General features: G+C 72.5%; 21 protein-coding genes. 11 read left to right on the top strand and 10 right to left on the bottom strand.

The genetic code is table 11. The features are described from left to right. Nucleotides 1-424 precede the first annotated feature (424 nt). Nucleotides 425-2,050 carry a chaperonin GroEL gene (gene groL / locus AB0P17_RS29135; RefSeq protein ID WP_365815269.1) on the top strand — a complete coding sequence of 542 codons (1,626 nt, stop codon included), beginning with the start codon at nucleotides 425-427 and terminating at the stop codon, nucleotides 2,048-2,050. Between the two features lie 156 nt (nucleotides 2,051-2,206). Here the strand turns inward: groL and AB0P17_RS29130 are convergent, their stop codons facing one another. Next, nucleotides 2,207-2,692: a carboxymuconolactone decarboxylase family protein gene (locus AB0P17_RS29130; RefSeq protein ID WP_365815267.1), complete on the bottom strand. Its 486-nt coding sequence runs from the start codon at nucleotides 2,690-2,692 to the stop codon at nucleotides 2,207-2,209. A 174-nt stretch (nucleotides 2,693-2,866) separates the two neighbouring features. Here AB0P17_RS29130 and AB0P17_RS29125 point away from each other — a divergent pair, with 174 nt between their 5' ends. The 3 genes from AB0P17_RS29125 (at nucleotide 2,867) to AB0P17_RS29115 (ending at nucleotide 5,108) form a co-directional block, all read left to right on the top strand. Further along, entirely contained in the window at nucleotides 2,867-3,835 is a 969-nt protein-coding gene (locus AB0P17_RS29125; RefSeq protein ID WP_365815265.1) for an RNA polymerase sigma-70 factor, read from the top strand. Between the two features lie 77 nt (nucleotides 3,836-3,912). Continuing rightward, complete coding sequence (locus tag AB0P17_RS29120) at nucleotides 3,913-4,422, top strand: RNA polymerase sigma factor (RefSeq protein WP_365815263.1); 510 nt, start codon at nucleotides 3,913-3,915, stop codon at nucleotides 4,420-4,422. Continuing rightward, a complete protein-coding gene (locus AB0P17_RS29115) occupies nucleotides 4,422-5,108 on the top strand; it encodes a hypothetical protein (RefSeq protein WP_365815261.1) in 687 nt (228 codons plus the stop codon). Before AB0P17_RS29120 ends, AB0P17_RS29115 begins: the two co-directional genes overlap by 1 nt. Before the next feature lie 108 nt (nucleotides 5,109-5,216). Here AB0P17_RS29115 and AB0P17_RS29110 read toward each other — a convergent pair whose 3' ends face one another. Both AB0P17_RS29110 and AB0P17_RS29105 read right to left on the bottom strand, forming a co-directional pair. Beyond that, nucleotides 5,217-5,885, bottom strand: a complete 669-nt coding sequence (locus AB0P17_RS29110) for a hypothetical protein (RefSeq protein ID WP_365815259.1) — start codon at nucleotides 5,883-5,885, stop codon at nucleotides 5,217-5,219. Further along, a complete protein-coding gene (locus AB0P17_RS29105; RefSeq protein WP_365815257.1) occupies nucleotides 5,882-6,430 on the bottom strand; it encodes a hypothetical protein in 549 nt (182 codons plus the stop codon). Before AB0P17_RS29105 ends, AB0P17_RS29110 begins: the two co-directional genes overlap by 4 nt. A gap of 424 nt (nucleotides 6,431-6,854) precedes the next feature. Here AB0P17_RS29105 and AB0P17_RS29100 point away from each other — a divergent pair, with 424 nt between their 5' ends. Next, entirely contained in the window at nucleotides 6,855-8,222 is a 1,368-nt protein-coding gene (locus tag AB0P17_RS29100) for an alkaline phosphatase (RefSeq protein WP_365815255.1), read from the top strand. Between the two features lie 33 nt (nucleotides 8,223-8,255). Here AB0P17_RS29100 and AB0P17_RS29095 read toward each other — a convergent pair whose 3' ends face one another. The 4 genes from AB0P17_RS29095 to AB0P17_RS29080 form a co-directional block, all read right to left on the bottom strand. Continuing rightward, complete coding sequence (locus AB0P17_RS29095) at nucleotides 8,256-8,489, bottom strand: DUF397 domain-containing protein (protein WP_365815253.1); 234 nt, start codon at nucleotides 8,487-8,489, stop codon at nucleotides 8,256-8,258. Between the two features lie 29 nt (nucleotides 8,490-8,518). Next, a complete protein-coding gene (locus AB0P17_RS29090) occupies nucleotides 8,519-10,069 on the bottom strand; it encodes a PTS transporter subunit EIIC (RefSeq protein ID WP_365815251.1) in 1,551 nt (516 codons plus the stop codon). 39 nt (nucleotides 10,070-10,108) lie between these two features. After that, nucleotides 10,109-11,065: an N-acetylmuramic acid 6-phosphate etherase gene (gene murQ / locus AB0P17_RS29085; RefSeq protein WP_365815249.1), complete on the bottom strand. Its 957-nt coding sequence runs from the start codon at nucleotides 11,063-11,065 to the stop codon at nucleotides 10,109-10,111. A gap of 93 nt (nucleotides 11,066-11,158) precedes the next feature. Next, the gene (locus tag AB0P17_RS29080) at nucleotides 11,159-12,082 is read right to left on the bottom strand and encodes a MurR/RpiR family transcriptional regulator (RefSeq protein WP_365815247.1); all 924 of its coding nucleotides are present in this window, start codon (nucleotides 12,080-12,082) and stop codon (nucleotides 11,159-11,161) included. Nucleotides 12,083-12,270: 188 nt separating this feature from the next. Here AB0P17_RS29080 and AB0P17_RS29075 point away from each other — a divergent pair, with 188 nt between their 5' ends. The 5 genes from AB0P17_RS29075 to AB0P17_RS29055 all read left to right on the top strand — a co-directional run bounded on the left by AB0P17_RS29075 (nucleotide 12,271) and on the right by AB0P17_RS29055 (nucleotide 19,063). Then, on the top strand, nucleotides 12,271-12,699 hold the full coding sequence (locus AB0P17_RS29075) for a hypothetical protein (RefSeq protein ID WP_365815344.1): 429 nt from the start codon (nucleotides 12,271-12,273) through the stop codon (nucleotides 12,697-12,699). Further along, nucleotides 12,696-12,965: a DUF4031 domain-containing protein gene (locus AB0P17_RS29070; RefSeq protein WP_365815245.1), complete on the top strand. Its 270-nt coding sequence runs from the start codon at nucleotides 12,696-12,698 to the stop codon at nucleotides 12,963-12,965. The genes AB0P17_RS29075 and AB0P17_RS29070 overlap by 4 nt, the downstream gene beginning before the upstream one ends. 70 nt (nucleotides 12,966-13,035) lie before the next feature. Then, the gene (locus AB0P17_RS29065) at nucleotides 13,036-13,731 is read left to right on the top strand and encodes a TetR/AcrR family transcriptional regulator (protein ID WP_365815243.1); all 696 of its coding nucleotides are present in this window, start codon (nucleotides 13,036-13,038) and stop codon (nucleotides 13,729-13,731) included. 554 nt (nucleotides 13,732-14,285) lie between these two features. Continuing rightward, complete coding sequence (locus tag AB0P17_RS29060; RefSeq protein WP_365815241.1) at nucleotides 14,286-17,969, top strand: S8 family serine peptidase; 3,684 nt, start codon at nucleotides 14,286-14,288, stop codon at nucleotides 17,967-17,969. Nucleotides 17,970-18,058: 89 nt separating this feature from the next. Beyond that, nucleotides 18,059-19,063 carry a helix-turn-helix transcriptional regulator gene (locus AB0P17_RS29055; protein ID WP_365815239.1) on the top strand — a complete coding sequence of 335 codons (1,005 nt, stop codon included), beginning with the start codon at nucleotides 18,059-18,061 and terminating at the stop codon, nucleotides 19,061-19,063. A 163-nt stretch (nucleotides 19,064-19,226) separates the two neighbouring features. Here the strand turns inward: AB0P17_RS29055 and AB0P17_RS29050 are convergent, their stop codons facing one another. Further along, on the bottom strand, nucleotides 19,227-19,892 hold the full coding sequence (locus tag AB0P17_RS29050) for a hypothetical protein (RefSeq protein WP_365815237.1): 666 nt from the start codon (nucleotides 19,890-19,892) through the stop codon (nucleotides 19,227-19,229). A 96-nt stretch (nucleotides 19,893-19,988) separates the two neighbouring features. Continuing rightward, nucleotides 19,989-22,316: a heavy metal translocating P-type ATPase gene (locus AB0P17_RS29045; protein WP_365815235.1), complete on the bottom strand. Its 2,328-nt coding sequence runs from the start codon at nucleotides 22,314-22,316 to the stop codon at nucleotides 19,989-19,991. A 184-nt stretch (nucleotides 22,317-22,500) separates the two neighbouring features. Between AB0P17_RS29045 and AB0P17_RS29040 the strand changes: the two genes are divergently transcribed. Beyond that, nucleotides 22,501-23,220: a copper homeostasis protein CutC gene (locus AB0P17_RS29040; protein WP_365815233.1), complete on the top strand. Its 720-nt coding sequence runs from the start codon at nucleotides 22,501-22,503 to the stop codon at nucleotides 23,218-23,220. 183 nt (nucleotides 23,221-23,403) lie between these two features. Here AB0P17_RS29040 and AB0P17_RS29035 read toward each other — a convergent pair whose 3' ends face one another. Then, nucleotides 23,404-25,617 (bottom strand): UvrD-helicase domain-containing protein, encoded by a 2,214-nt coding sequence (locus AB0P17_RS29035; RefSeq protein WP_365815231.1) that lies wholly within the window; start codon nucleotides 25,615-25,617, stop codon nucleotides 23,404-23,406. Between the last annotated feature and the right edge of the window lie 216 nt (nucleotides 25,618-25,833).

Here is a 25,833-nt window from a genome sequence, read left to right as displayed (position 1 = left end):
CCCGGCGCGATCGGCCACCGACGCACTCACGTACGCGGTCAGTACGCACTCTGCACCCACTCACGCATGAGGGGCCCGCATCCCGCACCGGGATACGGGCCCCTCACGCGTGTCCGCTCGGCTCCGGGTGCGAAGTCCTCAGGTGCTCGCGCCCACCCGTCGCCCGGCCGCCACCCCACAACGACGCCCTGCGGGCGCTTGCACTCTCATGGGTCGAGTGCTAATTATTGGCGTTAGCACTCTGCGAGTGAGAGTGACAACTTAAGGACCGGGTCGGTGAGGCCCGAAGAGTCGGTGGGGCAAGGAACCAGCGGCTCTCAGGCCGTCCGTCGCGGGCGCCAGCGCGGTCCGGAGCAATCCTTCCCCAAGCTCTCAACTGCGTTCGAGCAGGGGAGACCCCATCCGTCCGGGAGGACCACTTCACATGGCCAAGATCATCGCGTTCGACGAGGAGGCACGGCGCGGTCTCGAGCGCGGGATGAACCAGCTCGCCGACGCCGTCAAGGTCACCCTTGGTCCCAAGGGCCGCAACGTCGTCCTCGAGAAGAAGTGGGGCGCCCCCACGATCACCAACGATGGTGTGTCCATCGCCAAGGAGATCGAGCTCGAGGACCCGTACGAGAAGATCGGCGCCGAGCTGGTCAAGGAAGTCGCCAAGAAGACGGACGACGTCGCCGGTGACGGTACGACCACCGCGACCGTCCTCGCCCAGGCGCTCGTCCGCGAGGGCCTGCGCAACGTGGCGGCCGGCGCCAACCCGATGGCCCTCAAGCGCGGCATCGAGAAGGCCGTCGAGGCCGTCTCCGGCGCCCTGCTGGAGCAGGCCAAGGACGTGGAGACCAAGGAGCAGATCGCTTCGACGGCCTCCATCTCCGCCGCCGACACGCAGATCGGCGAGCTCATCGCCGAGGCGATGGACAAGGTCGGCAAGGAAGGCGTCATCACCGTCGAGGAGTCGCAGACCTTCGGTCTGGAGCTTGAGCTCACCGAGGGCATGCGCTTCGACAAGGGCTACATCTCGGCGTACTTCGCCACGGACATGGAGCGTATGGAGGCGTCGCTCGACGACCCGTACATCCTGATCGCCAACTCCAAGATCGGCAGCGTGAAGGACCTCCTTCCCCTGCTGGAGAAGGTCATCCAGTCCGGCAAGCCGCTGCTGATCATCGCCGAGGACGTCGAGGGCGAGGCCCTGTCGACCCTGGTCGTCAACAAGCTCAAGGGCACCTTCAAGTCCGTCGCCGTCAAGGCCCCGGGCTTCGGTGACCGCCGCAAGGCGATGCTGAACGACATCGCCATCCTCACCGGCGGCACGGTCATCTCCGAGGAGGTCGGCCTCAAGCTGGAGAACGCCGGTCTCGACCTGCTCGGCCGCGCCCGCAACGTCGTCATCACCAAGGACGAGACGACCATCGTCGACGGTGGCGGCGACAGCGACCAGGTCGCGGGCCGCGTCAGCCAGATCCGCGCCGAGATCGAGAACAGCGACTCGGACTACGACCGCGAGAAGCTCCAGGAGCGCCTCGCGAAGCTGGCCGGCGGCGTGGCCGTCATCAAGGCCGGCGCCGCGACCGAGGTCGAGCTCAAGGAGCGCAAGCACCGCATCGAGGACGCGGTGCGCAACGCCAAGGCCGCCGTCGAGGAGGGCATCGTCGCCGGTGGTGGCGTGGCTCTGCTCCAGGCTTCCTCGGTCTTCGAGAAGCTTGAGCTGTCGGGTGACGAGGCGACCGGCGCGCAGGCCGTCAAGCTCGCGCTGGAGGCTCCGCTCAAGCAGATCGCCGTCAACGGTGGTCTTGAGGGCGGCGTCGTCGTGGAGAAGGTCCGCAACCTGACGGTCGGTCACGGCCTGAACGCGGCGACCGGCGAGTACGTCGACATGATCGCCGAGGGCATCATCGACCCGGCGAAGGTCACGCGCTCCGCGCTGCAGAACGCCGCGTCCATCGCCGCGCTGTTCCTCACCACCGAGGCCGTCATCGCCGACAAGCCGGAGAAGGCCGGTGCGGCCCCGGCCGGCGGCGGCATGCCGGGCGGTGACATGGACTTCTGATCCGCCGCAGGCAGCCGGACGCCCGCCGCGTCCGGTCGGCCGACCGGTTGATCGACCGTCCTGACCGAGGGCGGCACCTCTGGGACCCGACCGGGTCGAAGAGGTGCCGCCCTCGGGCTTTTCCGCTCTCGGGTTCTTCCGCGTCAGCTGACCGCGTCAGCTCACCGCGGCGGCGAACATGCCGACCTCGTACGAGCCGCCCCGCTGGTGCACGATCACGGCGAGCCGGTTGGCCGCGTTGATCAGGGCGACCAGGGCGACCAGCGCCGCGGTCTGGTCGTCGTCGTAGTGCTCGCGCACCCGCGCCCAGGTCTCGTCGGACACGCCCTGGTGGGCGTCGGCGAGCCGGGTGCCCTCCTCGGCGAGCGCCAGCGCGGCCTGCTCGGCCTCGGTGAACACGGTGGACTCGCGCCAGGCGGCGACCAGGCTGAGGCGGACCGCGGTCTCACCGGCCGCCGCGGCCTCCTTGGTGTGCATGTCGATGCAGTGCCCGCAGCCGTTGATCTGACTGGCACGCAGCGACACCAGTTCCTGCGTGGCGGCCGGCAGCGACGACTGGTGGATCACCAGGGCGGCGCCGGCGAACCGCTTGGCGAACGTGCCGGCGACCGGGTTCTCGAACAGATTGAATCGGGCGTCCATCACAGGATCCTCACTCGTGGTGTTGCACTGGATGAACACGAGATGCCGGCGGCCCGCTCCCTGTGACAGGGCGGCCGTGTGACGTACGCCACCGCTCACGGGTGTCACAGAGCCGCGGGGACCGGCGTCTTGTGCGCGGGGCACCCGTCCGGAGCGAACAGGCAGGAGCAGCCGGTGAGGAACGAGCACGGTCACGGCGAGCACGGCGAGCACGGCGGCCACGGTGAGCACGGTCGGCAGGGGGAGCACCACACGGAGGGGCCGCGCGCGGATCCCGCCACCGAGGCGTTCGTCGCCCATCGCAACCTGCTCTTCACCGTCGCCTACGAGATGCTCGGCTCCGCCGCCGACGCGGAGGACGTCCTCCAGGAGACCTGGCTGCGCTGGGCGGGCGTCGACCCCGGCACGGTGCGGGAGCCGCGCGCGTACCTGGTCCGGATCACCACCCGTCAGGCGCTGAGCCGGCTGCGTACGCTCGGCCGCCGCAAGGAGTCCTACGTCGGTACCTGGCTGCCCGAGCCGCTGCTCACCGCGCCCGACGTGGCCGAGGACGTCGAGCTGGCCGACAGCGTCTCGATGGCGATGCTGCTGGTGATGGAGACGCTCACGCCGACGGAGCGGGCGGTGTTCGTGCTGCGCGAGGTGTTCGACCTCGGATACGACGAGATCGCCGAGGCCGTCGGCAAGAGCCCGGCGGCGGTCCGTCAGATCGCGCACCGGGCCCGGGCCCATGTCGCGGCGCGCCGGCCGCGCGGGACCGTGTCCCAGGCCGAGACCCGGGACGCGCTCGACGCGTTCACGCGGGCGGTCGAGACGGGCGATCTGCAGGGCCTGGTCGACATCCTCGCGCCGGAGGTCGTCCTCCTCGGCGACGGTGGCGGCATCAAACAGGCCGTCCTGCGGCCCGTCGTGGGGGCCGACAAGGTGGCCCGCCTGCTCACGCACGGCCTCGGCAGGGTCACCGCGGCGTCGCTGCGGCCGGCCCAGGTCAACGGCTGCCCGGCGCTGATCGTCCAGCTCGACGGCGAGATGGACACGGTCGTGGCGGTGCGCGTCGACGACGGACTCATCACCGGGCTCTACGCCGTGCGCAACCCCGAGAAGCTGTCGCACATGCGGCGGGAGACCGCCCTGCGCCGCTGAGCCCCGGGCGGGGAAACCGCTCCCGATTCATGGGCCAGGGCCGTAAGGATGCGCCGGGGTCATGACATATAAGGGGTGTGGAGACCTTGAAGACCGGGAGCGACCGTGACCGCGCCGCGCGGTTCACGGCCTTGTATGTCCGTGACCACCCGCGTGTGTCCGCTTTCGTGCACCGGAGGTCGGGGGACCGAGCGGCGGCCGAGGAGCTGACCGCCGAGGTCTTCCGAACCGCCTGGGAACGCATGACGGACGGCCAGGAGGTGTCGACCGGCTGGCTGTTCGTCACCGCGCGGAACCTGCTGAACAACCACTACCGCTCGATGGAACGCCTGACGGAGCTGCACCGGCGGATCAGCCACGAGCTGGACCGTACGCCCGCCTCCGGCCCGGACGAAGCCGTCCTCGACGCGCTCGACCGGCTGCCGTCCCACCACCGCGAGGTGCTGCTGCTGAGCTACTGGGACGGGCTGAGCGCCGCCGAGGCCGGTGTGGTCCTCGGCTGCGCCGCGCCGGCGGTATGGGTCCGGCTGCACCGGGCCCGCAAAGCGTTCCGTGATGTCTACGATCTGCCTCAGGAGTCGGTGTGATGCGCGTGAAAACTCTGATCAAGAACGTCAATCCGGTGCCGCGCCCGGGGTCCGAGGGACTGTCGGCCCGCGCCACCGGCGAACTCGCCGCGCTGATCGGTTCCGTGGACGGCGCCGCGGACGGTGCCGCCGGGACCGTGGCCACGGGCGCCCGCCGGGCGCCCCGGCGCTCCTTCCTGATGGCCGCCGTCGCGTGCGGGGCCGCCGCCGTCATCGGCGGCGTCAGCCTCTTCCTGCTCCAGAGCGACCCGGCGGGCCCCGGCGGCGGCACGGGCGGCGGAACGCTCGCCGATGAGCCGTACTTCGAGACCACGGCCCAGCTGGAGGGGGTCGCGAACGTGATCGTACGGGCGAAGCTCGGCGCCGGCCGCGAGGAGAACGCCGACGACATCAGCACGACCGTCGCCACGGCGGAGGTGGTGGCGACCGCCAAGGGGACGACCCCGGGCGGCTCGATCGAGGTCGCGTACACCACCCCCGGCTCGGGCCCCGAGACCGCGGGGCTCACGGCCGGCAAGGAGTACGTCCTGCTGCTGGAGGAGAGCGACGGCGGGCGCTACATCCTGGTGAACACCACGCAGGGGTGGTACGGCGTGGGCGGCGACGGACGGCGGGCGGTCGCGGGGAGCGACAACGACGTGTCCCTGAGCCCCGGGGTCCTCAAGGCGCTGCGGCTCACGGAGTAGCCCATGACCGGACCCGCCGACGCCGCCGGCCCGCAAAAGGGGCGGGGTGTCACGGAGAACTTCCTCCGTGACACCCCGCCGGGTGCTGCCGCTACGCGCCCGCCCGGATCACCGGGCGCTGATCCGGTGCGTACGGTCGGCGAGCTGGCCGATCCGGCCCGCGTTGTTGAAACCGCCGCCCGACACGGCCTTGACCGCGCCGCCGGACCCGACGGTGTACAGCGCCTGCTCCGGGTTGAGCAGGTCGTACGGGTTCCTGGCGCCGTTGTCGGCGAGCATCAGCACGTACTCGGTGCCGCGCCCGGCGAGCGCGGTGGTGCTCCGCTCCTTGTACGTGACGCCCTTGTACGTGCCCCCGAGCTGGCTGACCTCGACGGTGTCCCCGACGGACACGTCTCCGGCGAGCACCTGGGAGACCTTCACCGTGGAGACGGTGACGACCACGGGGTCGGCCTCGGCCTCCGCCCGGGCCTCCGCGAGCTCCTCGGGCGAGAGCCCCGCCTGCGGGTTGGTGGCCGGGTCGCCGTCCGCCGAGGTCTCGGGCAGCATGCGCTCGACCCGGGAGTTGACGACGGTGCCCTTGACGACGAGGTCGGACTCCTCGATGACCGCGTCGAGCGAGTCGTAGGCGGGGTAGTCCGCGTGGTACGCCACGACGTCCCGCGCTGCCGAGGACCCGGACCGGTCGGCGGAGCCGCCGTCCGAGGAGCAGCCGACGACGCCGAACGCGGCGAGGGCCGCGGTGCCGGTGATGAGAAGGTGCCGTGTCGTGATCACGAGTAGATCCTCTTCACCTCGGAGATGTCGTACGACAGCGGCTTCTGCACCGTCGCGCGGTTACGGCTGTGCTTCATGAGCGACGCCTTGCTCGTATTCGGGTTGTCGTCGAGGCTCAGCGCGTGCCCGAGTTCGTGCGTGGTGGTGCTGCGGACCCATTGGTCGTACTTGGAACCGGCATCCCGGTCGAGGGTCCTCGCATTCACCTGGATCTTGAAGATCCGATTGATGTAGCGGGATCCGGAAGGCGAATACATTCCGTACCAGCTCGCGCTGTAGCGAGCGGCGGTGAAGGACGCCTTCGCGCTGGACTTACGCCCGATCTTCGCGCCGGCGCCCGCATTGTTCCAGTTCGAGCGGCCGGTGTCGAAATACTTGACCCATTGGTCGTTGATGCCGACGGTCTTGACATTGAACGACCGGCTCGGCATGCCCCCGCTGTAGTACGTGGCCTGCGCAGATGTCGCGCCGGCCAGGGTGCCGGCGAAGGCCAGCGCGGTGCAGGAGGTGAGGACGAGTGATGCGCGTGCGAATCTCCGACTCAAGTTTTTCCCCGTGAATTGGGCATGCGTCAGCGCAGCGCTGCGCATGCGCGATCGAGAATGAGGATGCGGATTTTTCACGCATCCTTGATGAGCTGAACTTCCCCCTTCGTGCCCCCGGTAGGTCCCCCGTCGGTCAGCTCACCCGACACATCAGACCCTATGGTCCGTCAGCTCTTTCGTCAAAGGATATTGACCAACGAATTCGCCGATCAAACAGGGGAGTTGGCTCCGTATGTAAAGAAGTTCCGGTCGGATTTCGGCGGCTCCTCGCCGGGGTGCGGTGCGGCGTCGCGGCCCGCGTCGCGTCATGTGACGGATGCGTCGGAAGTACGGGAATGTCGCCGTTGGTTCACCCTGCGGTGGTGGGCTGGGTGGCGTGGGTGCCGCAGGCGCCCTCTGCCGATCGCTTCAGGGAGAAACACCCATGCCCAGACCGCACCCCTCTCGCCGCCACCTCGTCGTCGGCGCCGCGCTGGTCGCCGCCGTGACCGCCGCGACCGTCACCACCACCGCCGGCGCGTGGGACACCAAGGACCAGGCCGCGCAGGCGATCAAGAGCGGGAAGGCGAAGAACGTCATCCTGCTGATCGGCGACGGCATGGGCGACTCGGAGATCACGCTCGCCCGTGACTACACGGTCGGCGCGAACGGCCGCCTGAACATGGACAAGTTCCCGCTGACCGGCGCCTACACGACGTACGCCGTGCACGCCGACGGGACCCCGGACTACGTGACCGAATCCGCCGCGAGCGGCACCGGCTGGGCGACCGGCGTCAAGACGGTCAACGGCCGGATCTCCAAGACGCCGGGCACGAACAAGGCCGTGCCGACGATCCTGGAACTGGCGCAGAAGGGCGGGTACGCGACCGGCAGCGTCAGCACGGCCGAACTGACCGACGCCACCCCGGCGGTGCTCGCCTCGCACGTCACCGACCGCTCCTGCCAGGGCCCGGCCGACATGGCCAAGTGCCCGGTCGACACGATCGCCGCGGGTGGCCCGGGGTCGATCGCCGAGCAGTCCGTCAACCGCAAGGTGGACGTGCTCCTCGGCGGCGGGAAGCAGCGGTTCGACCAGAAGGTGACCGACGGGAAGTACAAGGGCCGTACGGTGACCGAGCAGGCGCAGCAGCTCGGCTACCAGGTCGTCACCGACTCCGCCGGGCTGAAGAACGTACAGGCGGGCAAGCCCGTGCTCGGCCTGTTCGCCCCCGGCAACGTGCCGGTGGAGTGGACGGGCAAGGCCGCGGCGGTCGGCGGCACGGCCCCGCAGCGCTGTGTGACCTCGAACGCGAACCGCCCGGCGGGCACGCCCGCCCTCGCCGACCAGGCGACCAAGGCGATCCAGCTCCTGGAGGCGAAGCAGAAGCAGCGCAAGAGCAAGCAGGGCTTCTTCCTGCAGATCGAGGGCGCCTCGATCGACAAGCAGGACCACGCGGCCGACCCGTGCGGCCAGATCGGCGAGACGGCCGCGTTCGACCGCGCGGTGAAGGTGGCCCGCGACTACGCGGCCAAGCACCCCGACACGCTCGTGGTGACCACCGCCGACCACGGCCACACCAGCCAGATCGTGCCGCTGGAGGCCACTCCGCCCGGCCTGTCCTCCACGCTCGTCACCGACGAGGGCCAGCAGCTGAAGGTCAACTACTCGACCAACACGCCGGGCCAGTCCCAGGAGCACACCGGCACGCAGGTGCGCATCGCCGCCCAGGGCCCGGAGGCGTACCGGGTCCTCGGAGTCAGCAACCAGACGGACCTGTTCACCACGGTCCGCGAGGCCCTGCGCCTGCGCTGATCAGCGCGGACGCGCCCGCCGGCCGGCCGTGTGTCAGGCCGGCCGTGCGGACGCGCCGGCCTTGACCCCGGTGACGAAGACCGACCACACCCGGGCCCGGAAGACCAGGCCCGGGACGTGGGGGGTCTTGGAGTCGCGGACCGGGACCGTGCCGCCGGGACCCTCGGCCACTTCCAGGCAGTTGCCACCGGTGCCGCCGCTGTACGTGGACTTCCGCCACGTCGCGGCGCTCAGTTCGTACCCCTGGCTCTGGCTGCTGCTCTTCATGCGTAGTCCTCCGCCACTGATTCGGCCACTTATTCGGCCACTGCCGAGGATGCTCTCGGTGACTGCGTGGTGGCCCCCGGTAGATCGTAGGGCAGTTCGGGCGCGTTGAGTTCGGCCAGCATCGTGCGCGTGAAGCCGAAGCAGTACGTGGCGACGAAGCCCGCGACGTACCCGGCCACCAGCCCGCTCCCGTACACCGCGACCGCCTCGCCGAGGCCCCGGCCGCCGGCCAGCAGGGGGAACAGCGCCCAGCCCGACGGGCCGAGCGCCGTCGCGCCGATCGCCGTGCCGAGCTGGTGGAAGAGGCCGACGACCCCGCCGCCGACCGCGCCGCCCACGCACGCCGTGACGAACGGGCGCCCCAGGGGGAGCGAGACGCCGTAGATCAGGGGCTCGCCCACGCCCAGGAGGCCCGCGGGGAGGGCCGACCGGATGGTGCGCCGCAGGGACGCGTTGTGCCGGAGGCGTACGTGGACCGCCGCGGCCGCGCCGACCTGGCCGGCACCGGCCATCGCGAGGAACGGGAGCAGCACGGTGTAGCCCTGCTGCGCGATGAGCGTGGTGTGGAGGGGGATCAGCGCCTGGTGCAGGCCCAGCATCACCAGCGGCAGGAACAGCCCGCCCAGCACCAGGCCCGCCACCGAACCGCCGGTGGCCAGCAGCCAGTTGGCGAAGTCGCCGATGGCGGTGGAGATTTCGCCGGCCACGTACATCAGGCCGTACAGCGTGGCCAGGCCGGGGAGGAGGACGGTCAGGGCCGGGGTGACGAGGATGTCCAGCGCCTCCGGCACCCACCGCCGGCACCACCGCTCGACGTGCGCCGCGAGGAGGGCCGCGGCGAGCGCGCCCAGCACCCCGCCCTGCCCCGGGGCGAGTTGGCGGCCGAAGACCTCGATCTGTGTGACGCCGGGGAAGACGACGACCGCGGCGACGGCGGCGCCCAGGACGGGGGTGCCGCCGAACTCCTTCGCCGTGTTGTGCCCGACGAGGACCGCGAGCAGGGACATGAAGCCGGACGCGAGCGCGGTGAGCGCGGGGGCGGTGGACGGGAGCCAGTGGAGGTTGGTGAGCAGGCCGTTGAGACCGGCGATGATGCCGCAGCCGACGAGGGCGGGGATCAGCGGGACGAAGATGCCGGCGATCCGGCGGAGGAGGAGCCTGACCGGGGTGGCGTTCCTGACCCCGCGCGCCGCCCTGATGGCCTCGCCGCGCGCGGACAGCTCGTCCGCGATGGTGGAGGCGGCGGAGGCAGTGGAGGCGGCGGTGGGTGCGGTGGAGGCGGCGGTGCGGGAGGACGCGCGGGCCGCCGCCACGAGCCCCTCGAACTCGGGCGTCACCCGCGCCGCCGCCCCCGGGCCGAGCACGATCTGGTACGCCGCCCCGTCCGCCACCACGCCGAGCACCGCGGGCAGCGCGCGCAGCTCCGCCTCGCGCACCAGGGACCGGTCGTGCAGGCCGAGACGGAGCCGCGTCATGCAGTGGGCCACGGAGGCGATGTTCGCGGCGCCGCCGAGGAGCGGGAGGAGCGCTTGCGCGGTGGCGCGGTACCCGCCGCCGTTGGTCTCTCTGCGCTGTTCCATGGGGGGTGCACCGTGCCTTGGTTCGGGGGCCCGAGGGCCTCAGGGGGTACGTGGGGGTGCCGCGGCCCGGAGCAGCGCCGCGCGCAGCCGGCCGTCGTTCTCGGTCAGGAGCCGGGCGGCCGTCGGGCCGTCGACCGCGCCGAGGATGAGCAGGATGGCGTTCTTGACCTCGCCGCCGGTGGCGGCGAGCGCGGACTCGATCTCGTCGTCCGGCGCGCCGGTGGCGAGGGAGACGATCCGGCGGGAGCGGGCGCGCAGCTTGTCGTTGGAGGCGCGGACGTCGACCATGAGGTTTCCGTACGTCTTGCCGCGCCGCATCATCGTGATCGTCGAGATCATGTTGAGGACGAGCTTCTGCGCCGTACCGGCCTTGAGCCGGGTGGAGCCCGCGAGGAGCTCGGGCCCCACGACGACCTCGATGCCGTGTTCGGCCGCCGCCGCGAGTGCGCTGTCCGCGTTGCAGGAGAGGCCGATGGTGAGCGCGCCGAGGGCGCGGGCGTGCTCGACGGCGCCGACCGCGTACGGGGTGCGGCCGGAGGCGGAGACGCCGACGACCGTGTCCGCCGCGGTCAGTTTTATGGCCGTCAGGTCGGCCGCCGCCAGCTCCTTGGAGTCCTCCGCCCCCTCGACCGAGGTGATCATCGCGCCGGGCCCGCCCGCGATCAGGCCGACGACCTCCTCCGGGTCGGTGTTGAACGTCGGCGGGCACTCGCTGGCGTCCAGCACGCCGAGCCGCCCCGCCGTACCGGCGCCCGCGTAGACCAGCCGGCCCCCGAGGGCCGCGCGTTCGGCGGTGGCGTCGATGGCGGCGGCGATACGGGGGAGCTGGGCGGCGACGGCGGCGGGGACGGTGGCGTCCTCGCCGTTCATGATCCGGGCGATGTCGAGCGTGGGGAGCGTGTCGATCTCGGCCAGTTCGGGGCGGAACGCCTCGGTGGTGAGGGTGTCGAGCTGGGCGCGGAGGTCACCGTACTGGCCGTGGTGCGTTGAGGACATGGGGAAGCGGCTCTTTCTTTCCGGGGGTGCGGGCGCCGGGCTCCGGGGGTGCGGGTGCCGGTGTGAAAGGGGGTGCGCGGGAGGACCGGTGCGTCAGCGAAGGCTGTTGCGTGGGCTGTGGCGGTGCGCGAGCGCTTCGTACGACGCGGCGAGCGCGGGCGCGGCCGTCTCGTACGTACGCTGCGCCACGCCTATGAACAGGCAGTCCACGACGAGGAGTTGACTCGTACGGCTGGACATGGCGGCCGGGCGCAGCTCGCTCTCGCGGGCGGTGGAGGTGGTCAGGACGTGGTCGGCGTACTGCGAGACCGGGCTGTCCGGGCGACCGGTGATGGCGACCGTCGTCGCGCCCCGGTCGAAGGCGACGCGGAGCGGTTCGATGGCGTCGCCGGTGGAGCCCGAGTGGGTGATGGCGATGGCCACGTCGCCGGACTGGAGCTGGACGGCGTTGGTGACGGCGAGGTGCGGGTCGCTGTGGGCGTGCGCGATGAGGCCGATGCGCAGCAGCTTCTGCGCGAGGTCCATGCCGACGAGGGCGGAGGCGCCGACGCCGTAGATGTCGATCCTGCGGGCGGCGACGGAGGCGGCGACGACCGCGCCGAGCTGGACGGTGTCGAGCCCGGCGGCGGTGTCGGCGAGGGTCTGCTGCTCGTCGTAGGCGAGCTTGGTGACGACGTCCCCGATGGGGTCGTCCACGGCGATGTCGGCGGTGACGGAGGGGGCGCGGCCGGACTGCTGCTGGGCGGCGAGCCCGGCGAGGGCGAGGCGCAGATCGCGGTAGCCGGGATAGCCGAGGAGCCGGGCGGTGCGGACGACGGTGGCCTCGCTGGTGCCGGTCAGCTCGGCGAGACCGGTGACGGTGAGGGCGGCGCAGCCGGCGGGGTCGCCGGCGACCGCTTCGGCGACGAGCTGCATGGAGCGGGTCATGGTCGGGGCGAGGGTGCGTACCTTGGCGGCGAGGGCGGCGGGGGCGGGTGGAGCGGCGCCGCTGAAACTTTCCTTCACGTCTTGGGTCACTCTTGAAAGATATTTTCGGGTTTTCGGACCGTCAACCCCTGCGTCGGGGGCCCGTCGCGGGGCGGGGTGACAATTGCGGGATGAGCGACGAGAACCCCAACCCGGACCCGGACCCGAACCCGGACGTGAACCCCGACGCAGACCCGGACGCCGGCCCGGACGCGCGTCCGCATGCCGAGGTCGACGCGCTGGAGCGGGCGCTGCACGCCGCCCGCGCGCTGGTCCTCGCAGACCTGGCCGCGGGCGATGTGGCGCGCCCCGAGGTGGTGTCGCTGGTCGAGGAGTCGGTGTCGCACCGCCGCTGGTGGGTCGCGCAGTGGCCGGAGGGGGTGGCGTACGTGGCGGGGCTGGTCGCCCAGGACGTCCAGGACGCGCTGATGGAGCGGTACGGGCGCTGGCCGCTCTGTCCGGTGTGCGATGCGGGGGCCGAGCCGCACGCGCTGGAGGTGGAGCCGGAGCTGGGGCCCGACCCGCACTGGGTGTGCGGGAAGGCGGGGGTGGCGGTCGCGGCGGTCGGCGCGCTGGGCGGGACGGGTGGTCCGGGTGGAGCCGGCGGTCCGGGTGGAGCCGGCGGCCCTGGGGGTCCTGGCGGGCCCGGCGGGGCGGGTGCGGCATGACGGTGTACATCGATCCGCCCACCTGGCCGGGGCACGGCCGGATGTGGTCGCACCTGGTCAGTGACGTCTCCTACGAGGAGCTGCACGCCTTCGCCACCTCGATCGGCTGCCCGCCGCGCGCCTTCGAGCGGGACCACTACGACGTGCCGTCGGAGCGTTACGGGGACGCCGTGCGGGCCGGTGCGGTGGAGATCGGCTCGAAGGAACTCGTCCGCCGGATCATGGCGGCGGGGCTGCGCCGCAGGAAGAACCGGCCCGACGGCTGAGCGGTGTGAGTGATAGCCTCTCACTTATTGTTGAAGGTATAGCTAATCCGGTGTGGAAAGGTGACGGACCATGACGGAAACGGAAACCGGACCGGGAGCGCGCGCCCGGACGGGCGCGAAGGCCGGGACCCCGCGCGAGCGTTACCGGGCCCAGGTGCGCGCCGAGGTCAAGGAGCGCGCGTGGGAGCAGATCGCCACGGCGGGCGCGTCCGCGCTCTCCCTCAACGCGATCGCCAAGCTCATGGGCATGAGCGGACCCGCGCTCTACCGCTACTTCGCCGGCCGCGACGAGCTGATCACCGAGCTGATCAGGGACGCCTACCGGAGCCTCGCGGACACCCTCCGCGCGGCCGCCGACTCCGGGGCCGACCTGACCGGGCTGGCACAGGCCCTGCGCGGCTGGGCGCTTGAGGACCCCCAGCGCTATCACCTCATCTACGGCACACCCGTCCCCGGCTATCACGCGCCCGACGACACCACCGTGATCTCCTCCGAGATCATGACGACGCTGCTCGACACCTGGCCCGAGCCGTCCCCGGACGCCCCCGTGTCACCGTTCGACATCCATCTCGACAGCCACCGGGAGTGGGCGGCCGGCCACCCCGCCCCGTCCGCCACCCTGCACCGGGCCCTGAGCTTCTGGACCCGGATGCATGGCACCCTGTCGCTGGAACTCGCCGGTCACTTCAACGGGATGGGGTTCGACCCCGCCCTGCTGTTCACGGCCGAGCTGGCCGACCTGGTCGATCCGCCGACCGCTCGCTGACCGGGGCCTCGGGCGGGGCGGTGGCTCAGCCGGCCGGTCCTTTCGCCGGACCGCGCCCTCCCCCGCGAACCGCCGCCCCCGCCCCGGGGGTGGGGGCGGGGGCGACGGAGCCATGCGTGCGCTGCTCGCGAGGAGGCCCGGAGAGCGTGCGCATCCGCGCGACCAGGTCCGGTGACTGTCCACCAGGTCACAGGACCGGGCCGCTCAGTCGACTATGACCCGGCCCGGTGTCCCGTGGCGTCGGCAAGAAGTACGTAGTCAACGGGCGACCGGCCGCTCGCCGGCCGGGGCGGGCCGTCCGCCGGCCGTGTCGATCACCGTGCCGCCGGGCCAGGGGCCGCGCGCCGGCTGTCGTGATCGGGCCGACGGGTGTACGGGCGCGACCCTCGCCGGAAGGGGGGCTCGGCGCCAACCCGGTTGACCGAAGCAGGCGTTGGCACTCATCGGCCACCGGGAACCCTTGAGTCGTCTTCCGCCCCGCGCCCACCCTGAGCACTGGCTTCCGCTCACCAGTCCGGAAGCGTTGTGCAGCGTTCAGGGGAGGAAGTCCACACATGCGAAGACTCCACGCCTTCTGGGCCGTGGCGGGAGCGGCGGGACTGCTCGCGGTCGGTGTCGCGCCGGCGGCGGCCGGTCCGCGGGCCCCGGTCACCGAGCCCGGGGCTCCGAACGCGCGGGGGGCCGCCCCGGCCGGCGCCCCGGACCCGCGGACCGTCACTCTCGTCACCGGCGACACCGTGTCGCTCACGTCCGGCCCGGACGGCAAGTACGCCGTGGACGTCCGGCGCGGCAAGGGCCGCGAGGCCGTCACGTTTCTGTCGAGCGAACGCGACGGCGAGGTCAGTGTCCTTCCCTCGGACGCGATCCCGCTGGTCCAGGCGGGCCGCCTCGATCCGGCGCTGTTCAACCTCACCCAGTTGGTGAAGCAGGGCTACACCGACTCCGAGACCGATACCACCCCGGTGATCGCGACATACGCCAAGGGCGGCGCCACCCCCGACGGCGCACGGCGCACGCTCGCGCTGCCCGGCATCGGCGGCGCGGCACTGAGCGCCGCGAAGTCCACCGTCTTCTGGGCGGACATCGCCCCCGCGATCGGCACCGAACCGACCTCGAAGGCGGCACGCCGGCTCGGTGCGGGCATCGAGAAGCTCTGGCTGGACGCCCAGGTGCAGGCGTCGCTCGACGTGAGCGTTCCGCAGATCGGGGCGCCCGAGGTGTGGAAGTCGGGCTTCGACGGCACGGGGGTGGAGGTCGCGGTCCTGGACACCGGTGTGGACAGCGGGCACCCGGACCTCGCCGGGAAGATCGCCGGGTCGAGGAGCTTCGTACCCGGCGAGACGGTACGGGACGGGCACGGACACGGCACCCATGTGGCGTCCACCGTCGTCGGCTCGGGCGCGGCCTCGGACGGCCGGCGCAAGGGTGTGGCGCCGGGCGCGAAGCTGCTGGTCGGCAAGGTTCTGGGCGACGACGGTCGCGGCCAGACCTCCTGGATCCTCGACGGCATGGAGTGGGCGGCGACATCCGGCGCCAGGATCGTTTCCATGTCCCTGGGCGGCACGGCCTCGGGTCCCTCGGACGTGCTGAGCGAGACCGTCGACGAGCTGTCCGCGTCCACGGGCACCCTGTTCGTGGTCGCGGCGGGCAACGCGGGACCGGGCGAGAAGACCGTGGGCACCCCGGGCATCGCCGACTCGGCGCTGACGGTGGGCGCGGTCGACCGCTCCGACGAACTGGCCTCGTTCTCCAGCCGAGGCCCCCGCCTCGGCGACTCCGCGGTCAAGCCGGAGATCACCGCGCCGGGCGTGGGCATCACTGCGGCCCGTGCCGCCGGTACCAGCATGCCCGGCGCCACACCCGTCGACGACAACTACACGTCCGCGAGCGGCACATCGATGGCGACCCCGCATGTGTCGGGGGCGGCGGCGCTGGTCGCGCAGGCGCACCCGGACTGGACGGGACAGCAGATCAAGCAGGCTCTCGCCAGCACCGCCAAGACCGGCCAGGACGCCTCGGTCTTCGACCAGGGCGACGGCCGGGTCGATGCCGTGCGCGCCGTCGGGCAGGGTGTCTTCGCGACACCGGCGCTCAGCTTCGGCACATACGAGGACGGCGACACCGGGACCGTCACCAAGGACATCACGTACACCAACACGACCGACGAAGCGGTGGAGTTGAAGCTCTCCTCGTCGCTCGCCGCGGCCGCCCCGGCCACGGACACCGTGACCGTCCCGGCGAACGGCACCGCCGCCGTCACGGTCGCGGTCGCCCCCGCCGACCAGGCCACCGGCCGGTACACCGGTCATGTCACGGCGAACGCCGGCGGTGTCCTGGTCACCACGGCCGTCGGCTTCGAGAAGCTTCCGAAGACCTACGACCTGAAGGTCTCGCTGGTCAACCGCGCCGGAAAGCCGTCCACCTCGGCGTCCATCTTCGTGTTGCAGGAGCTGAACGGCGCCTACCCGGACACCCACGGGTTCCTCGGCAGCGCGTACACCTTCAAGGTGCCGGCCGGCACGTACTCCCTGGCGAGCTGGATCCCGGAGCGGGACGCGGCCGGCCTGGAGGTGGCCACCTCGGTCGTCGGCGATCCGGAGATCAAGGTCGGCAAGGACACCGAGGTCGTCCTCGACGCCCGTAAAGCCGTCGAGATCGAACCGAGGACCAAGGAGGACTCCGAGTTCCAGGGTTTCACCACCAACTGGCACCGGGAGGGGCCGGGCACGGCCTTCGGGGTGACCTACGCGCAGAACTGGTGGACCGACCGGGTCTATGTCGCTCCGACCGAGAAGGTCACCGAGGGCACGTTCGAGTTCACCTCCAAGTTCCGTCTTGCCGCGAAGGAGCTGACGGCGAGCGTCATCAGCCCCGAGACGTACGCGCTGCCCCTCGACTACGTCCGCAGCGACGGGGAGAGGGCGCGGTTCAGCGGCGAGCGGAAGGTGCGGGCGGTGGCCGCCGGCGGCGGCACCGCGGAGGACTTCGAAGGCCTCGACGTCAAGGGCAAGGTGGCGGTCGTCCGCGTGCCGGCCGGAAAGACGGCGGACGAGGCGCTGGCCAACGCGAAGGCGGCCGGGGCCGGTTACGTGATCGCGTACCGCGAGACGCCCGGCTACTGGATCTCCTGGGTGGACAGCGCGACGATCCCGCTGATGATCGCCACCGGTGAGGACGGCGCGAAACTGGGAGAGCTGCTGGCGAGCGGGAAGAAGGTCACACTGAAGCTGGACGGCACCGCGGTCAGCCCGTACGTCTACAACGTGATGTTCCCGCAGACCGGCGCCGTCGCGAAGAACCAGACGTACCGCCTGAACAGCTCCAACACCGTGCGTCAGAAGGTCCGTTACCACGGAGCCAAGGCCGGACAGACCGGCAAGGACACCGTCTACCGGTACCGCCCCTGGCAGTCCGCCGCCATCGAGACCGGCAACCCCGTACCACTCGGCACGGAACGCACCGAGTACTACAACGTCGACCCCGACACCCGGATCTGGCACGCCGTCCAACCCGACCGGCAGACCAACGTGGCCCAGTGGAACACCCTGCGGACCTTCGACCGGGCGGGCCGGGCACCCGACGAGGACTGGCTGCGCCAGGTGGTGCGCCCCGCGTCCACCGGACAGTACGGCGTCTCCTCGCGCACCGGCGACGAACTCTCCCTCGCCATCCCGGAGTCGAGCGACTCCCAAGCGGGCCACTACGGGTCCGCGGACCAGGTCCAGGACACCGCGAAGGGCACCCTGTACGCGGACGGGGAGCCGGTCGGTGACTCCGCACGCGGCGGCTCCGGCACCTTCGAGGTCCCGTCGGCGAAGGCCGGGTACCGCTTCGTCCTCGACACCCGGCGCACGGCCGGCTGGGCGGCGTACTCCACGGGCACCCACACCGAGTGGTCCTTCGCCTCGGCGCGCACGGATCGGCGGACGGCGCTTCCGCTGCTCTCCGTCGACTACGACGTGAAGGGGCTCGACCTTCTGAACCGGGCTGATTCCAGAAGGAGTTCACAGCTCGGCCTCGCCGTCCGGGACCAGAGCGCGAGCATCACGACCGGTGAGCTGAAAGCCTGGGTCTCCTACGACGACGGCACCACCTGGAAGGCGCTGAAGGTCCGGGGCGCCACGGCGGAGCTCAGGCATCCGAAGGGCGCCGCGTCCGTGTCGCTGCGCGTACGGGCCGCCGACCGGAACGGCAACACGGTCGACCAGACCACCCTGCGGGCCTTCGGCCTGAAGTAGCTCCGGCGGCCCGGGTCCCCGGCGCACCGGCAGGAGCGGAGCCGGTCCGGTACACCGGCCTTAACAGAGATCGCCTACCGTGCCGTGACATGGCGAACACGGCATACGGCACGGCACGGCGGACCCCCGCCGCGAGCCCCTGGGCCGCGGTGGGGGTCTCCCCTTTCGAAGAGCTGGTGTACCAGGCGATCCTCCATCAGCCCGACGCCGGGGCGGCCGGCTGGGCGCTGCTGACCGGCGCCGCCTCACCGGCCCGGGTGCGCGAGGCATGCGACCGGCTGCTCTCGCTCGGGCTGCTTCAACCACCTGATTCCATGGGCGGGTTACGGGCGGTCGACCCGAGAGTGGCGATCCGCGCGCTGGTGCGGCGGCGCGAGACGGAGTCCGAACTGCTCGCCGCCACCGCCGAGGAGATGGCCACCGCGTACGAGGCGGGACTGCTCCGTGAGGAGCCGACCCGGCTGATCGAGGTCGCCTCCGGCGAGGGTGCCATCGCCGCACGCCTGGAGGAGCTGTACGCGCGCGCCGAGCACGAGGTGTGCCTCTTCGACACGCCCCCGTATCTGGCCCCGGCCGCTCCGCAGGCGCATTTCCAGGCGGATCTGCTGCGCCGCGGGATCGTCTCCCGCGGGATCTACGCGGCGACCGCCCTGGAGGATCCGAAGATCCTGTCCCGGGCCTTGCGGATGGCGGAACTCGGCGAGCAGGCCCGGGTGTCGCCCTCGGTGCCCCTCAAGTTGCTGGTGGTGGACGGGTGCCGGGCCATGCTCCCGCTGACCGCCTCCGCGACGGGAGGCTACTGCGCCGTCGTGGTGTGGCACTCGGCGGTGACCGAGGCCCTGCAACAGCTCTTCGAGCTGGCCTGGCAGCAGGCGTCCCCGCTCGGCCGGCCGGCCGGTGACGGTGAACTCCCCGAGGCGGAGCGGATGTTGATCCGGCTGCTGGCCGCCGGGATGAAGGACGAGGCGGTCGCCCGTCATCTGGGGGTGAGCCTCAGGACGCTGCGGCGCCGGGTGAGCGATCTCCAGGAGCGGCTCGGCGCGGCGAGCCGGTTCCAGCTCGGGGCACGGGCGGCCGAGCGCGGCTGGGTGTGAGCAGCCGTGCGGGCTGCGGTGTGACTCGCCGTGCGGGCCGTCGTGTGGGCCGTCGGACAGGCGGGCGCCGGATCCGGGCGGGGGCGCCCGGCGCACGCGTGACGCGCACGCGCCACGCCGCGGTGTCGGGCGCGGGGGCAGGCGCTGGGGTCAGGCGCTGGGGTCAGGCGCCGAGGCCGCGCAGCTCCGCCGCCATGTTCGCGCGGGCCCGCGCCTCCCATTCCCGCGCGCCGTACGGGGTACGGAACAGGGCCGGCAGCGCGAGCAGCTGCTCCAGCACGGCCGCCCGGCCCGCGCGGAACTCCGGGTCGGGGACGAAGCCGTACTCCTCCCGTACGGCCGTCGTGTACGCGGCGTACGCGTCCGGCGCCGAGGCCAGGACGGCGAGGTCGGCGTCGCACAGGACGGCGCCGTTCCGGTCGCCGGGCGCGGTGGCGTGCCCGGCGGTGAGCCGGACGAGCCGGGCGACCTCGGCCGTGCCGGCCGCGCTCAGCCCGGCCTCCGGCAGTGCCCGTTCGGCGAGCCGGGCGGAGCGCTCCTCGTTCTCGGAGCGGTCCGGGCGGTAGACCGCGTCGTGGAACCAGGCGGCGAGCCGTACGAGAGCGGGGTCGTCCGCGTACGCGGCGAGCGTGTCGACGCGGTCGAGGACGGCGGTCAGGTGCGCGGTGGTGTGGTAGCGGCGCTGCGGCTCGGCCCAGCGGGCGAGGAGGTCGTCGGCGTACCGGTACGGGTCCGGGGCGGGACCGGCGGCCCCGGACCCGTACGGGAGCAGCGGGCGGAGGGTCGTCGCGAAGCGGTCGCGGAGGGCGGGGGCGGCGGGAGCGGGCATGGCACGACGATAGGGCCGGGCCCGGAGGAGAACCCCTCCGGGCCCGGCCCTGTGGTCATGGCCCAGCCGTGCCGCCCCGTCGTCGGGCCCGGGGGCTCAGGACGCCTTGAAGCCCCGCAGCCGCTGGCTGTTGCCGACGACGAAGACCGACGAGAACGCCATGGCCGCGCCCGCGATCATCGGGTTGAGGAGCCCGGCGGCGGCGAGCGGCAGCGCGGCGACGTTGTAGGCGAAGGCCCAGAAGAGGTTCACCCGGATGGTGCCGAGTGTCCTGCGGGCCAGCCGGATCGCGTCGGCGGCGGTGCGCAGGTCGCCCCGTACGAGCGTGAGATCGCCCGCCTCGATCGCGGCGTCGGTGCCGGTGCCCATCGCGAGGCCCAGGTCGGCCTGGGCGAGGGCGGCGGCGTCGTTGACCCCGTCCCCGACCATGGCGACGGAGCGGCCCTCGGCCTGGAGCTTCTTGACCGTCTCGACCTTGTCCTCGGGCATGACCTCCGCGATCACCTGGTCGGCGGCGATCCCGACCTCGGCGGCCACGGACTCGGCGACGGCCCGGTTGTCACCGGTGAGGAGGACCGGCGTCAGGCCCAGCGCGCGCAGCCGCCGTACGGCCTCCGCGCTGGTGTCCTTCACGGCGTCGGCGACTTCGAGCACGGCCCGCGCCTCGCCGTCCCAGGCGACCGCGATGGCCGTACGGCCTGCCGCCTCGGCCGCCGCCCGGCGCCGCTCCAGCTCCTCCGGGAGGTGGATCTCCCACTCGGCGAGCAGCCTGACGCGGCCCACGAGGACGGCGTGGCCCTCGACCACGCCCTGGACGCCGAGCCCGGCGACGTTCACGAAGTCCTCGGGCGTGGGGAGCGCCCCGACGCGCTCGGCGGCGCCCTGTGCGACCGCGCGGGCGATGGGGTGCTCCGAGGCGTGTTCCAGGGCGCCCGCCAGCCGCAGCACCTCGTCGTCGGTGGTGCCCGGTGCGCTGTGTGTGGCCAGGAGGGTCATCTTCCCGGTGGTGACGGTGCCGGTCTTGTCGAGGACGATGGTGTCCACGCGCCGGGTCGTCTCCAGCACCTCGGGGCCCTTGATGAGGATGCCGAGCTGCGCGCCGCGGCCGGTGCCGACCATGAGGGCGGTCGGTGTGGCCAGGCCGAGGGCGCACGGGCAGGCGATGATCAGTACGGCGACGGCGGCCGTGAACGCGGCCGTGAGCCCGCTGCCCGCCAGCAGCCAGCCGCCGAGCGTGGCCAGCGCCAGCACGATCACGACGGGGACGAACACGGCGGAGATCCGGTCGGCGAGGCGCTGGACGGAGGCCTTGCCGTTCTGGGCGTCCTCGACCATGCGCGCCATCCGGGCGAGCTGGGTGTCGGAGCCGATACGGGTGGCCTCCACGACGATCCGGCCGCCCGCGTTGAGGGTGGCGCCGGTGACGCCGTCGCCCACGGCCACCTCGACCGGGACGGACTCGCCGGTCAGCATCGACGCGTCGACGGCGGAGGAGCCCTCCACGACGGTGCCGTCGGTGGCGATCTTCTCGCCGGGCCGTACCAGGAAGCGGTCGCCGACCTGGAGATCGGCCGTGGGGATCGTGGTCTCCCCGCCGTCGCGCAGGACGGTGACCTCCTTGGCGCCGAGTTCGAGGAGGGCGCGGAGGGCGGCGCCGGCCTTGCGCTTGGAGCGGGTCTCGAAGTAGCGGCCGGCGAGGATGAAGGCGGTGACCCCGGCGGCGGCTTCGAGGTAGATGTTCCCGGCGCCGTCGCTGCGGCTGATCGTCAGCTCGAAGGGGTGGGTCATGCCGTGCATGCCCGCTGTGCCGAAGAAGAGCGCCCAGAGCGACCAGAGGAACGCGGCCCAGGTGCCGACCGAGATGAGCGTGTCCATGGTGGCGGCGCCGTGCCGGGCGTTGGTCCAGGCGGCGCGGTGGAAGGGCCACCCCGCGTAGACGACGACGGGGGCGGCGAGGGTGAGGGAGAGCCACTGCCAGTTGTCGAACTGGAGCGGCGGGATCATGGCCATCGCGACGACCGGGACGGCGAGGAGGACGGCCGTGAGCAGTCGCTCGCGCAGGGACTTCAGCTCGGCGTCGTCCTCCTCTTCCTCCCCTGCCCCGCCCTCGGCACCGGAGCCGTCGCCGGACGGTGCGGTGCGGGGGCGTACGGGGGCGGGCTCCTGAGCCGTGTAGCCGGTGGCCTCGACGGTGGCGATCAGATCGCCGACCGAGAGCCCCTCGGCGTAGCTGACCTTCGCCTTCTCGGTGGCGTAGTTGACGGTGGCCTCGACCCCGTCCATCCGGTTGAGTTTCTTCTCGATGCGCGCCGCGCAGGAGGCGCACGTCATCCCGCCGATCATGAGTTCGACTTCGGCGGCGCGGCCCGGGGCGGCGCCGGTCGTGGTGCCGTCCGTGGTAGCGGTGGTCCGGGTGGTGCTCATGGTCGGCGGCTCCTTCGCTTCGGCCGATAGGTCCATCGTACCCCCTAGGGGTATAACGTCCTTCCTGTATACCCCCCACCCGTATCCAATGCAAGGGGTGGCCGTGATCGATCGGGTCCTTTAGGCTGGGATATTGGACTAGACCTATCTCTCTCCCCGCCCCCGATGAATGAGGTCCCCGCTCATGATCAAGCGTGCACTTCTGGAGGTGATCGCCCTCGATGCGGAGGACGCGATCGCCGCCCGGAACGGCGGTGCGGACCGCCTTGAGCTGGTCACCGACATGGCGGCCGACGGCCTGACCCCGGACACCGCGACCTTCGCGAGGATCCGCGCCGCCGTCCCGATCCCCCTGCGGGTCATGCTCCGGCTGACGGACGGCTTCGCCGCCGGCGGCCCCGACGGCGCGGCGGCGCTGGTCGCCGCGGGGCGCCGGCTGCGGGCCGAGGGCGCGGACGAGTTCGTCCTCGGCTTCCTCGACCCGGACGGCACGCCGGACCTGGTGACGGTCGAGCGGCTGATCGCCGAACTGGACGGCTGCCGCTGGACGTTCCACCGGGCGATCGACCACGCGGCCGACCGCGACGCGCTGCGCAAGCGCCTCGCGGACCTGCCGGGCCTGGACACGTACCTCACGGCGGGCTCCCCGGCAGGCGTGGCCGAGGGCCTGCCCACCCTCCTGGCGGAAGCGGCGGCCGGCGCGCGCGGCGAACCGGGTTACGGGGCACGCCTCATGGCCGGCGGCGGGCTGCGGCTCCCGCACGTTCCCGTCCTGCGCGCGGCGGGTGTCACGGCGTTCCACATCGGCGGCGCGGCCCGCCCCGCGGGGTGGGAAGGACCGGTTTCGGCGGCGGCGGTACGGGAGTGGCGCGCGGCGCTCGACGCGGTGACGGCCGGCGTGTAGCGCCGGGGCACCGCTCGGGCCTGCGCGCTGCTGGTGACGCGCGGGCCGGTCTCCGGGCCGCTCCGGACGACAGGCGCCGGAGACCGAGCCGCCCGGCGAGGCGGGTGAGGCGCCCTCACCCGCCTCGGCAGGCGCGGGCGCAAGGGAAGGGGAGGGCGCGGGCCCGGAGGGCGTCCTCCCGCGTCAGGAACGGGCGAGCTGCTCCGGCAGGGCCGCCGCGTGCACCACCACCAGCCCCGACACCGCACGCGTCAGCGCCACGTACAGCCGCCGCAGCCCCGTCCGTTCGTCCGGTTCGCCGTCGACCACCGCCGCCGGCTCGTCCAGCACCACGTAGTCGTACTCCAGCCCCTTCGCCAGCGACGCCGGTACGAGCGTCAGCCGCGCCTCCGCCCTCGCCTCCTCGCCCGGCGCGAGATACCCGAGCCCCGCCGCCGTCAGCGCCCGCGCCAGCGCCGGGATCCGGGCGTCCGCCGCGATCAGGCCGATCGACCCCTCGTGCGCCAGCGACTCCCGGCACGCCGCGACCGTCCCCGCGTCCAGCTCCGCGACGTCCGGAACCGCCCGTACCGCCAGCGAGCCGGGCGACTCCCGTACGGAGGCCACCGGCGCCAGCCCCGGCGAGATCGCGGGCAGCAGCCGGGACGCGTACGCGATCACCTCGCGGGGTACGCGGAAGCCGGCCGTCAACTCCTCGACCAGCGCCTCCGGTTTGCCGAGGTGGTGCAGCGCGTCCGCCCAACTCGCCGTCGCCCACGGCGTCGTGCCCTGCGCGAGATCGCCCAGCACCGTCGCCGAACCGGTCGAGCAGCGCCGGCCCACCGCGCGGTACTGCATGGGGGAAAGATCCTGCGCCTCGTCGAGCACGACATGGCCGAGCGAGTGGGTACGGGAGATCAGGTCGCCCGCCTCGTCGATCAGCACGGCGTCGGCCGGGGACCACTTCGCCGACCGTACGCTCCGCGCCGGCTTCGTCCACAGGATCGTCTTCTGCTCGTCGGCGCTCAGCACCCCGTCCGCGTGGGCGGCCAGGAACTCCGCGTCGGAGAGCAGCCGCAGCACCAGTTTCGCCGGATCCACCTGCGGCCAGACGGCCTTGACGGCCGCCTTCACCGCCGGATTGCGCGCCACCGCGTTCTGCACGCGGTCGTCGGGCGCCTCGCCCGCCTCCTCCATCCGTACGAGCACGGCGTGCGCGATGCGCTGCGGCAGGGCCTCGTGCGCCGCGCCGTACCGCATGTCGCGGGCGAGCAACTGCTCGACGATCTCGACGAGTTCGTACACCGGCACCCGCCAGCGGCGCGAACCGCGCACCACCACGACCGGCTCGGTCGGCAGCGTGACATGCGACCGCACGGCCCGCCGCAGCACCTCGGCCATCCGGGCGTCGCCCTTGATGACGGCCGCGTCGGCCGGATCCGTACCGCGCACCTCCGTCCCGGCGGCGACCAGATCCGCGACCGTCGCCTGCTTCACCTCCAACTCGCCCAGCGTGGGCAGCACCTGCTCGATGTAGTGGAGGAAGGAGGCGTTCGGCCCGATGACCAGCGTGCCGGTACGCGCCAGCCGCTCGCGGTGCGCGTACAGCAGATACGCGACCCGGTGCAGACCGACGGCCGTCTTCCCGGTGCCGGGACCGCCCTGCACACACACCGTGCCGCCCAGCTCACTGCGGACGATCTCGTCCTGCTCGGGCTGGATCGTCGCGACGATGTCCCGCATGGGGCCCACGCGCGGCCGCTCGATCTCGGCCTGGAGCAGCTTGCTGGAGGTGGCGGTCTCCGTCGGGTCGGAGAGGTGCTCGTCCTCGTAGGCGGTCAGCTCACCCGCCGTGTAACCGAAGCGGCGGCGCAGCGCGACATCCAGCGGCTTCTGCCGGGACGCCTGGTAGAAGGGCTGCGAGACGGGGGCACGCCAGTCGATCACCATGGGGTCGCCGTCGGTGTCGTGGACGTGCCGCCGCCCGATGTAGAAGGACTCGCCCGCCGCCCCCTCGGCCTCCTCCGCCCCGACGGCGTGCAGATAGTCGAGCCGCCCGAAGAAGAGCGGGGTGTGGGCGAGATCGGCGAGCGCCTTGACGCGCTCCTCGATCTGGGACTCCAGCACGGCGGCGTTGACCCAGTTCGCGGTGACGTCGCGGATGTCGAGCGCCTGCACGTCCTCGCGCATGGCGCGCAGGGCGGAGCGGGAGGCGCTGAGGTGGGCGCGCTCGCGCCCGAGGAGATCGGGCGAGTCGGGCGCGTCGGGCGCGTCGGGCGCGTCGGAGAGGTCAGGGGCGGGCGCGGGCACGGTGTTGCCTCCGGGGCTGTACGCACGCCGACGGGCCGCGCTCCGCCGGCTCCGTACGAGCAGAGGCGTACGGCAGCGGCGGGCGGGCTCCGGTCCGGCGTGGATCACGTCATGGCGGTCGGCCGTCCGGTTTCCGTCCGGACGACGGCGCTCCCGTACGGCGGGAGGCGGGCAAGGTGCAGGATTGTAGCCACCCGACGACGGCCGGGCGAATGCTTTTATGCGCGCGGGAGGCGGCGGGGGGACGCGGCGCACGCGCCGGGGGATCTCCCCTCCCTCCCCGGTAGGGCCCGGGTCCATCCCGTAGGGGACCTGTCCGGCCTG

The organism is Streptomyces sp. NPDC088124 (assembly GCF_040685895.1).
GTDB lineage: Bacteria > Actinomycetota > Actinomycetes > Streptomycetales > Streptomycetaceae > Streptomyces.
This window is presented reverse-complemented; position numbering and strand designations above follow the sequence as displayed.

Bases quoted from the DNA above. Each gene is read 5' to 3' on its own strand.
- AB0P17_RS29100 (WP_365815255.1), top strand. From the start codon at position 6,855: ATGCCCAGACCGCACCCCTCTCGCCGCCACCTCGTCGTCGGCGCCGCG.
- AB0P17_RS29090 (WP_365815251.1), bottom strand. From the start codon at position 10,069: ATGGAACAGCGCAGAGAGACCAACGGCGGCGGGTACCGCGCCACCGCG.
- AB0P17_RS29115 (WP_365815261.1), top strand. From the start codon at position 4,422: ATGCGCGTGAAAACTCTGATCAAGAACGTCAATCCGGTGCCGCGCCCG.
- AB0P17_RS29065 (WP_365815243.1), top strand. From the start codon at position 13,036: ATGACGGAAACGGAAACCGGACCGGGAGCGCGCGCCCGGACGGGCGCG.
- AB0P17_RS29060 (WP_365815241.1), top strand. From the start codon at position 14,286: ATGCGAAGACTCCACGCCTTCTGGGCCGTGGCGGGAGCGGCGGGACTG.
- groL (WP_365815269.1), top strand. From the start codon at position 425: ATGGCCAAGATCATCGCGTTCGACGAGGAGGCACGGCGCGGTCTCGAG.
- AB0P17_RS29055 (WP_365815239.1), top strand. From the start codon at position 18,059: ATGGCGAACACGGCATACGGCACGGCACGGCGGACCCCCGCCGCGAGC.
- AB0P17_RS29050 (WP_365815237.1), bottom strand. From the start codon at position 19,892: ATGCCCGCTCCCGCCGCCCCCGCCCTCCGCGACCGCTTCGCGACGACC.
- AB0P17_RS29070 (WP_365815245.1), top strand. From the start codon at position 12,696: ATGACGGTGTACATCGATCCGCCCACCTGGCCGGGGCACGGCCGGATG.
- AB0P17_RS29040 (WP_365815233.1), top strand. From the start codon at position 22,501: ATGATCAAGCGTGCACTTCTGGAGGTGATCGCCCTCGATGCGGAGGAC.
- AB0P17_RS29130 (WP_365815267.1), bottom strand. From the start codon at position 2,692: ATGGACGCCCGATTCAATCTGTTCGAGAACCCGGTCGCCGGCACGTTC.
- murQ (WP_365815249.1), bottom strand. From the start codon at position 11,065: ATGTCCTCAACGCACCACGGCCAGTACGGTGACCTCCGCGCCCAGCTC.
- AB0P17_RS29095 (WP_365815253.1), bottom strand. From the start codon at position 8,489: ATGAAGAGCAGCAGCCAGAGCCAGGGGTACGAACTGAGCGCCGCGACG.
- AB0P17_RS29045 (WP_365815235.1), bottom strand. From the start codon at position 22,316: ATGAGCACCACCCGGACCACCGCTACCACGGACGGCACCACGACCGGC.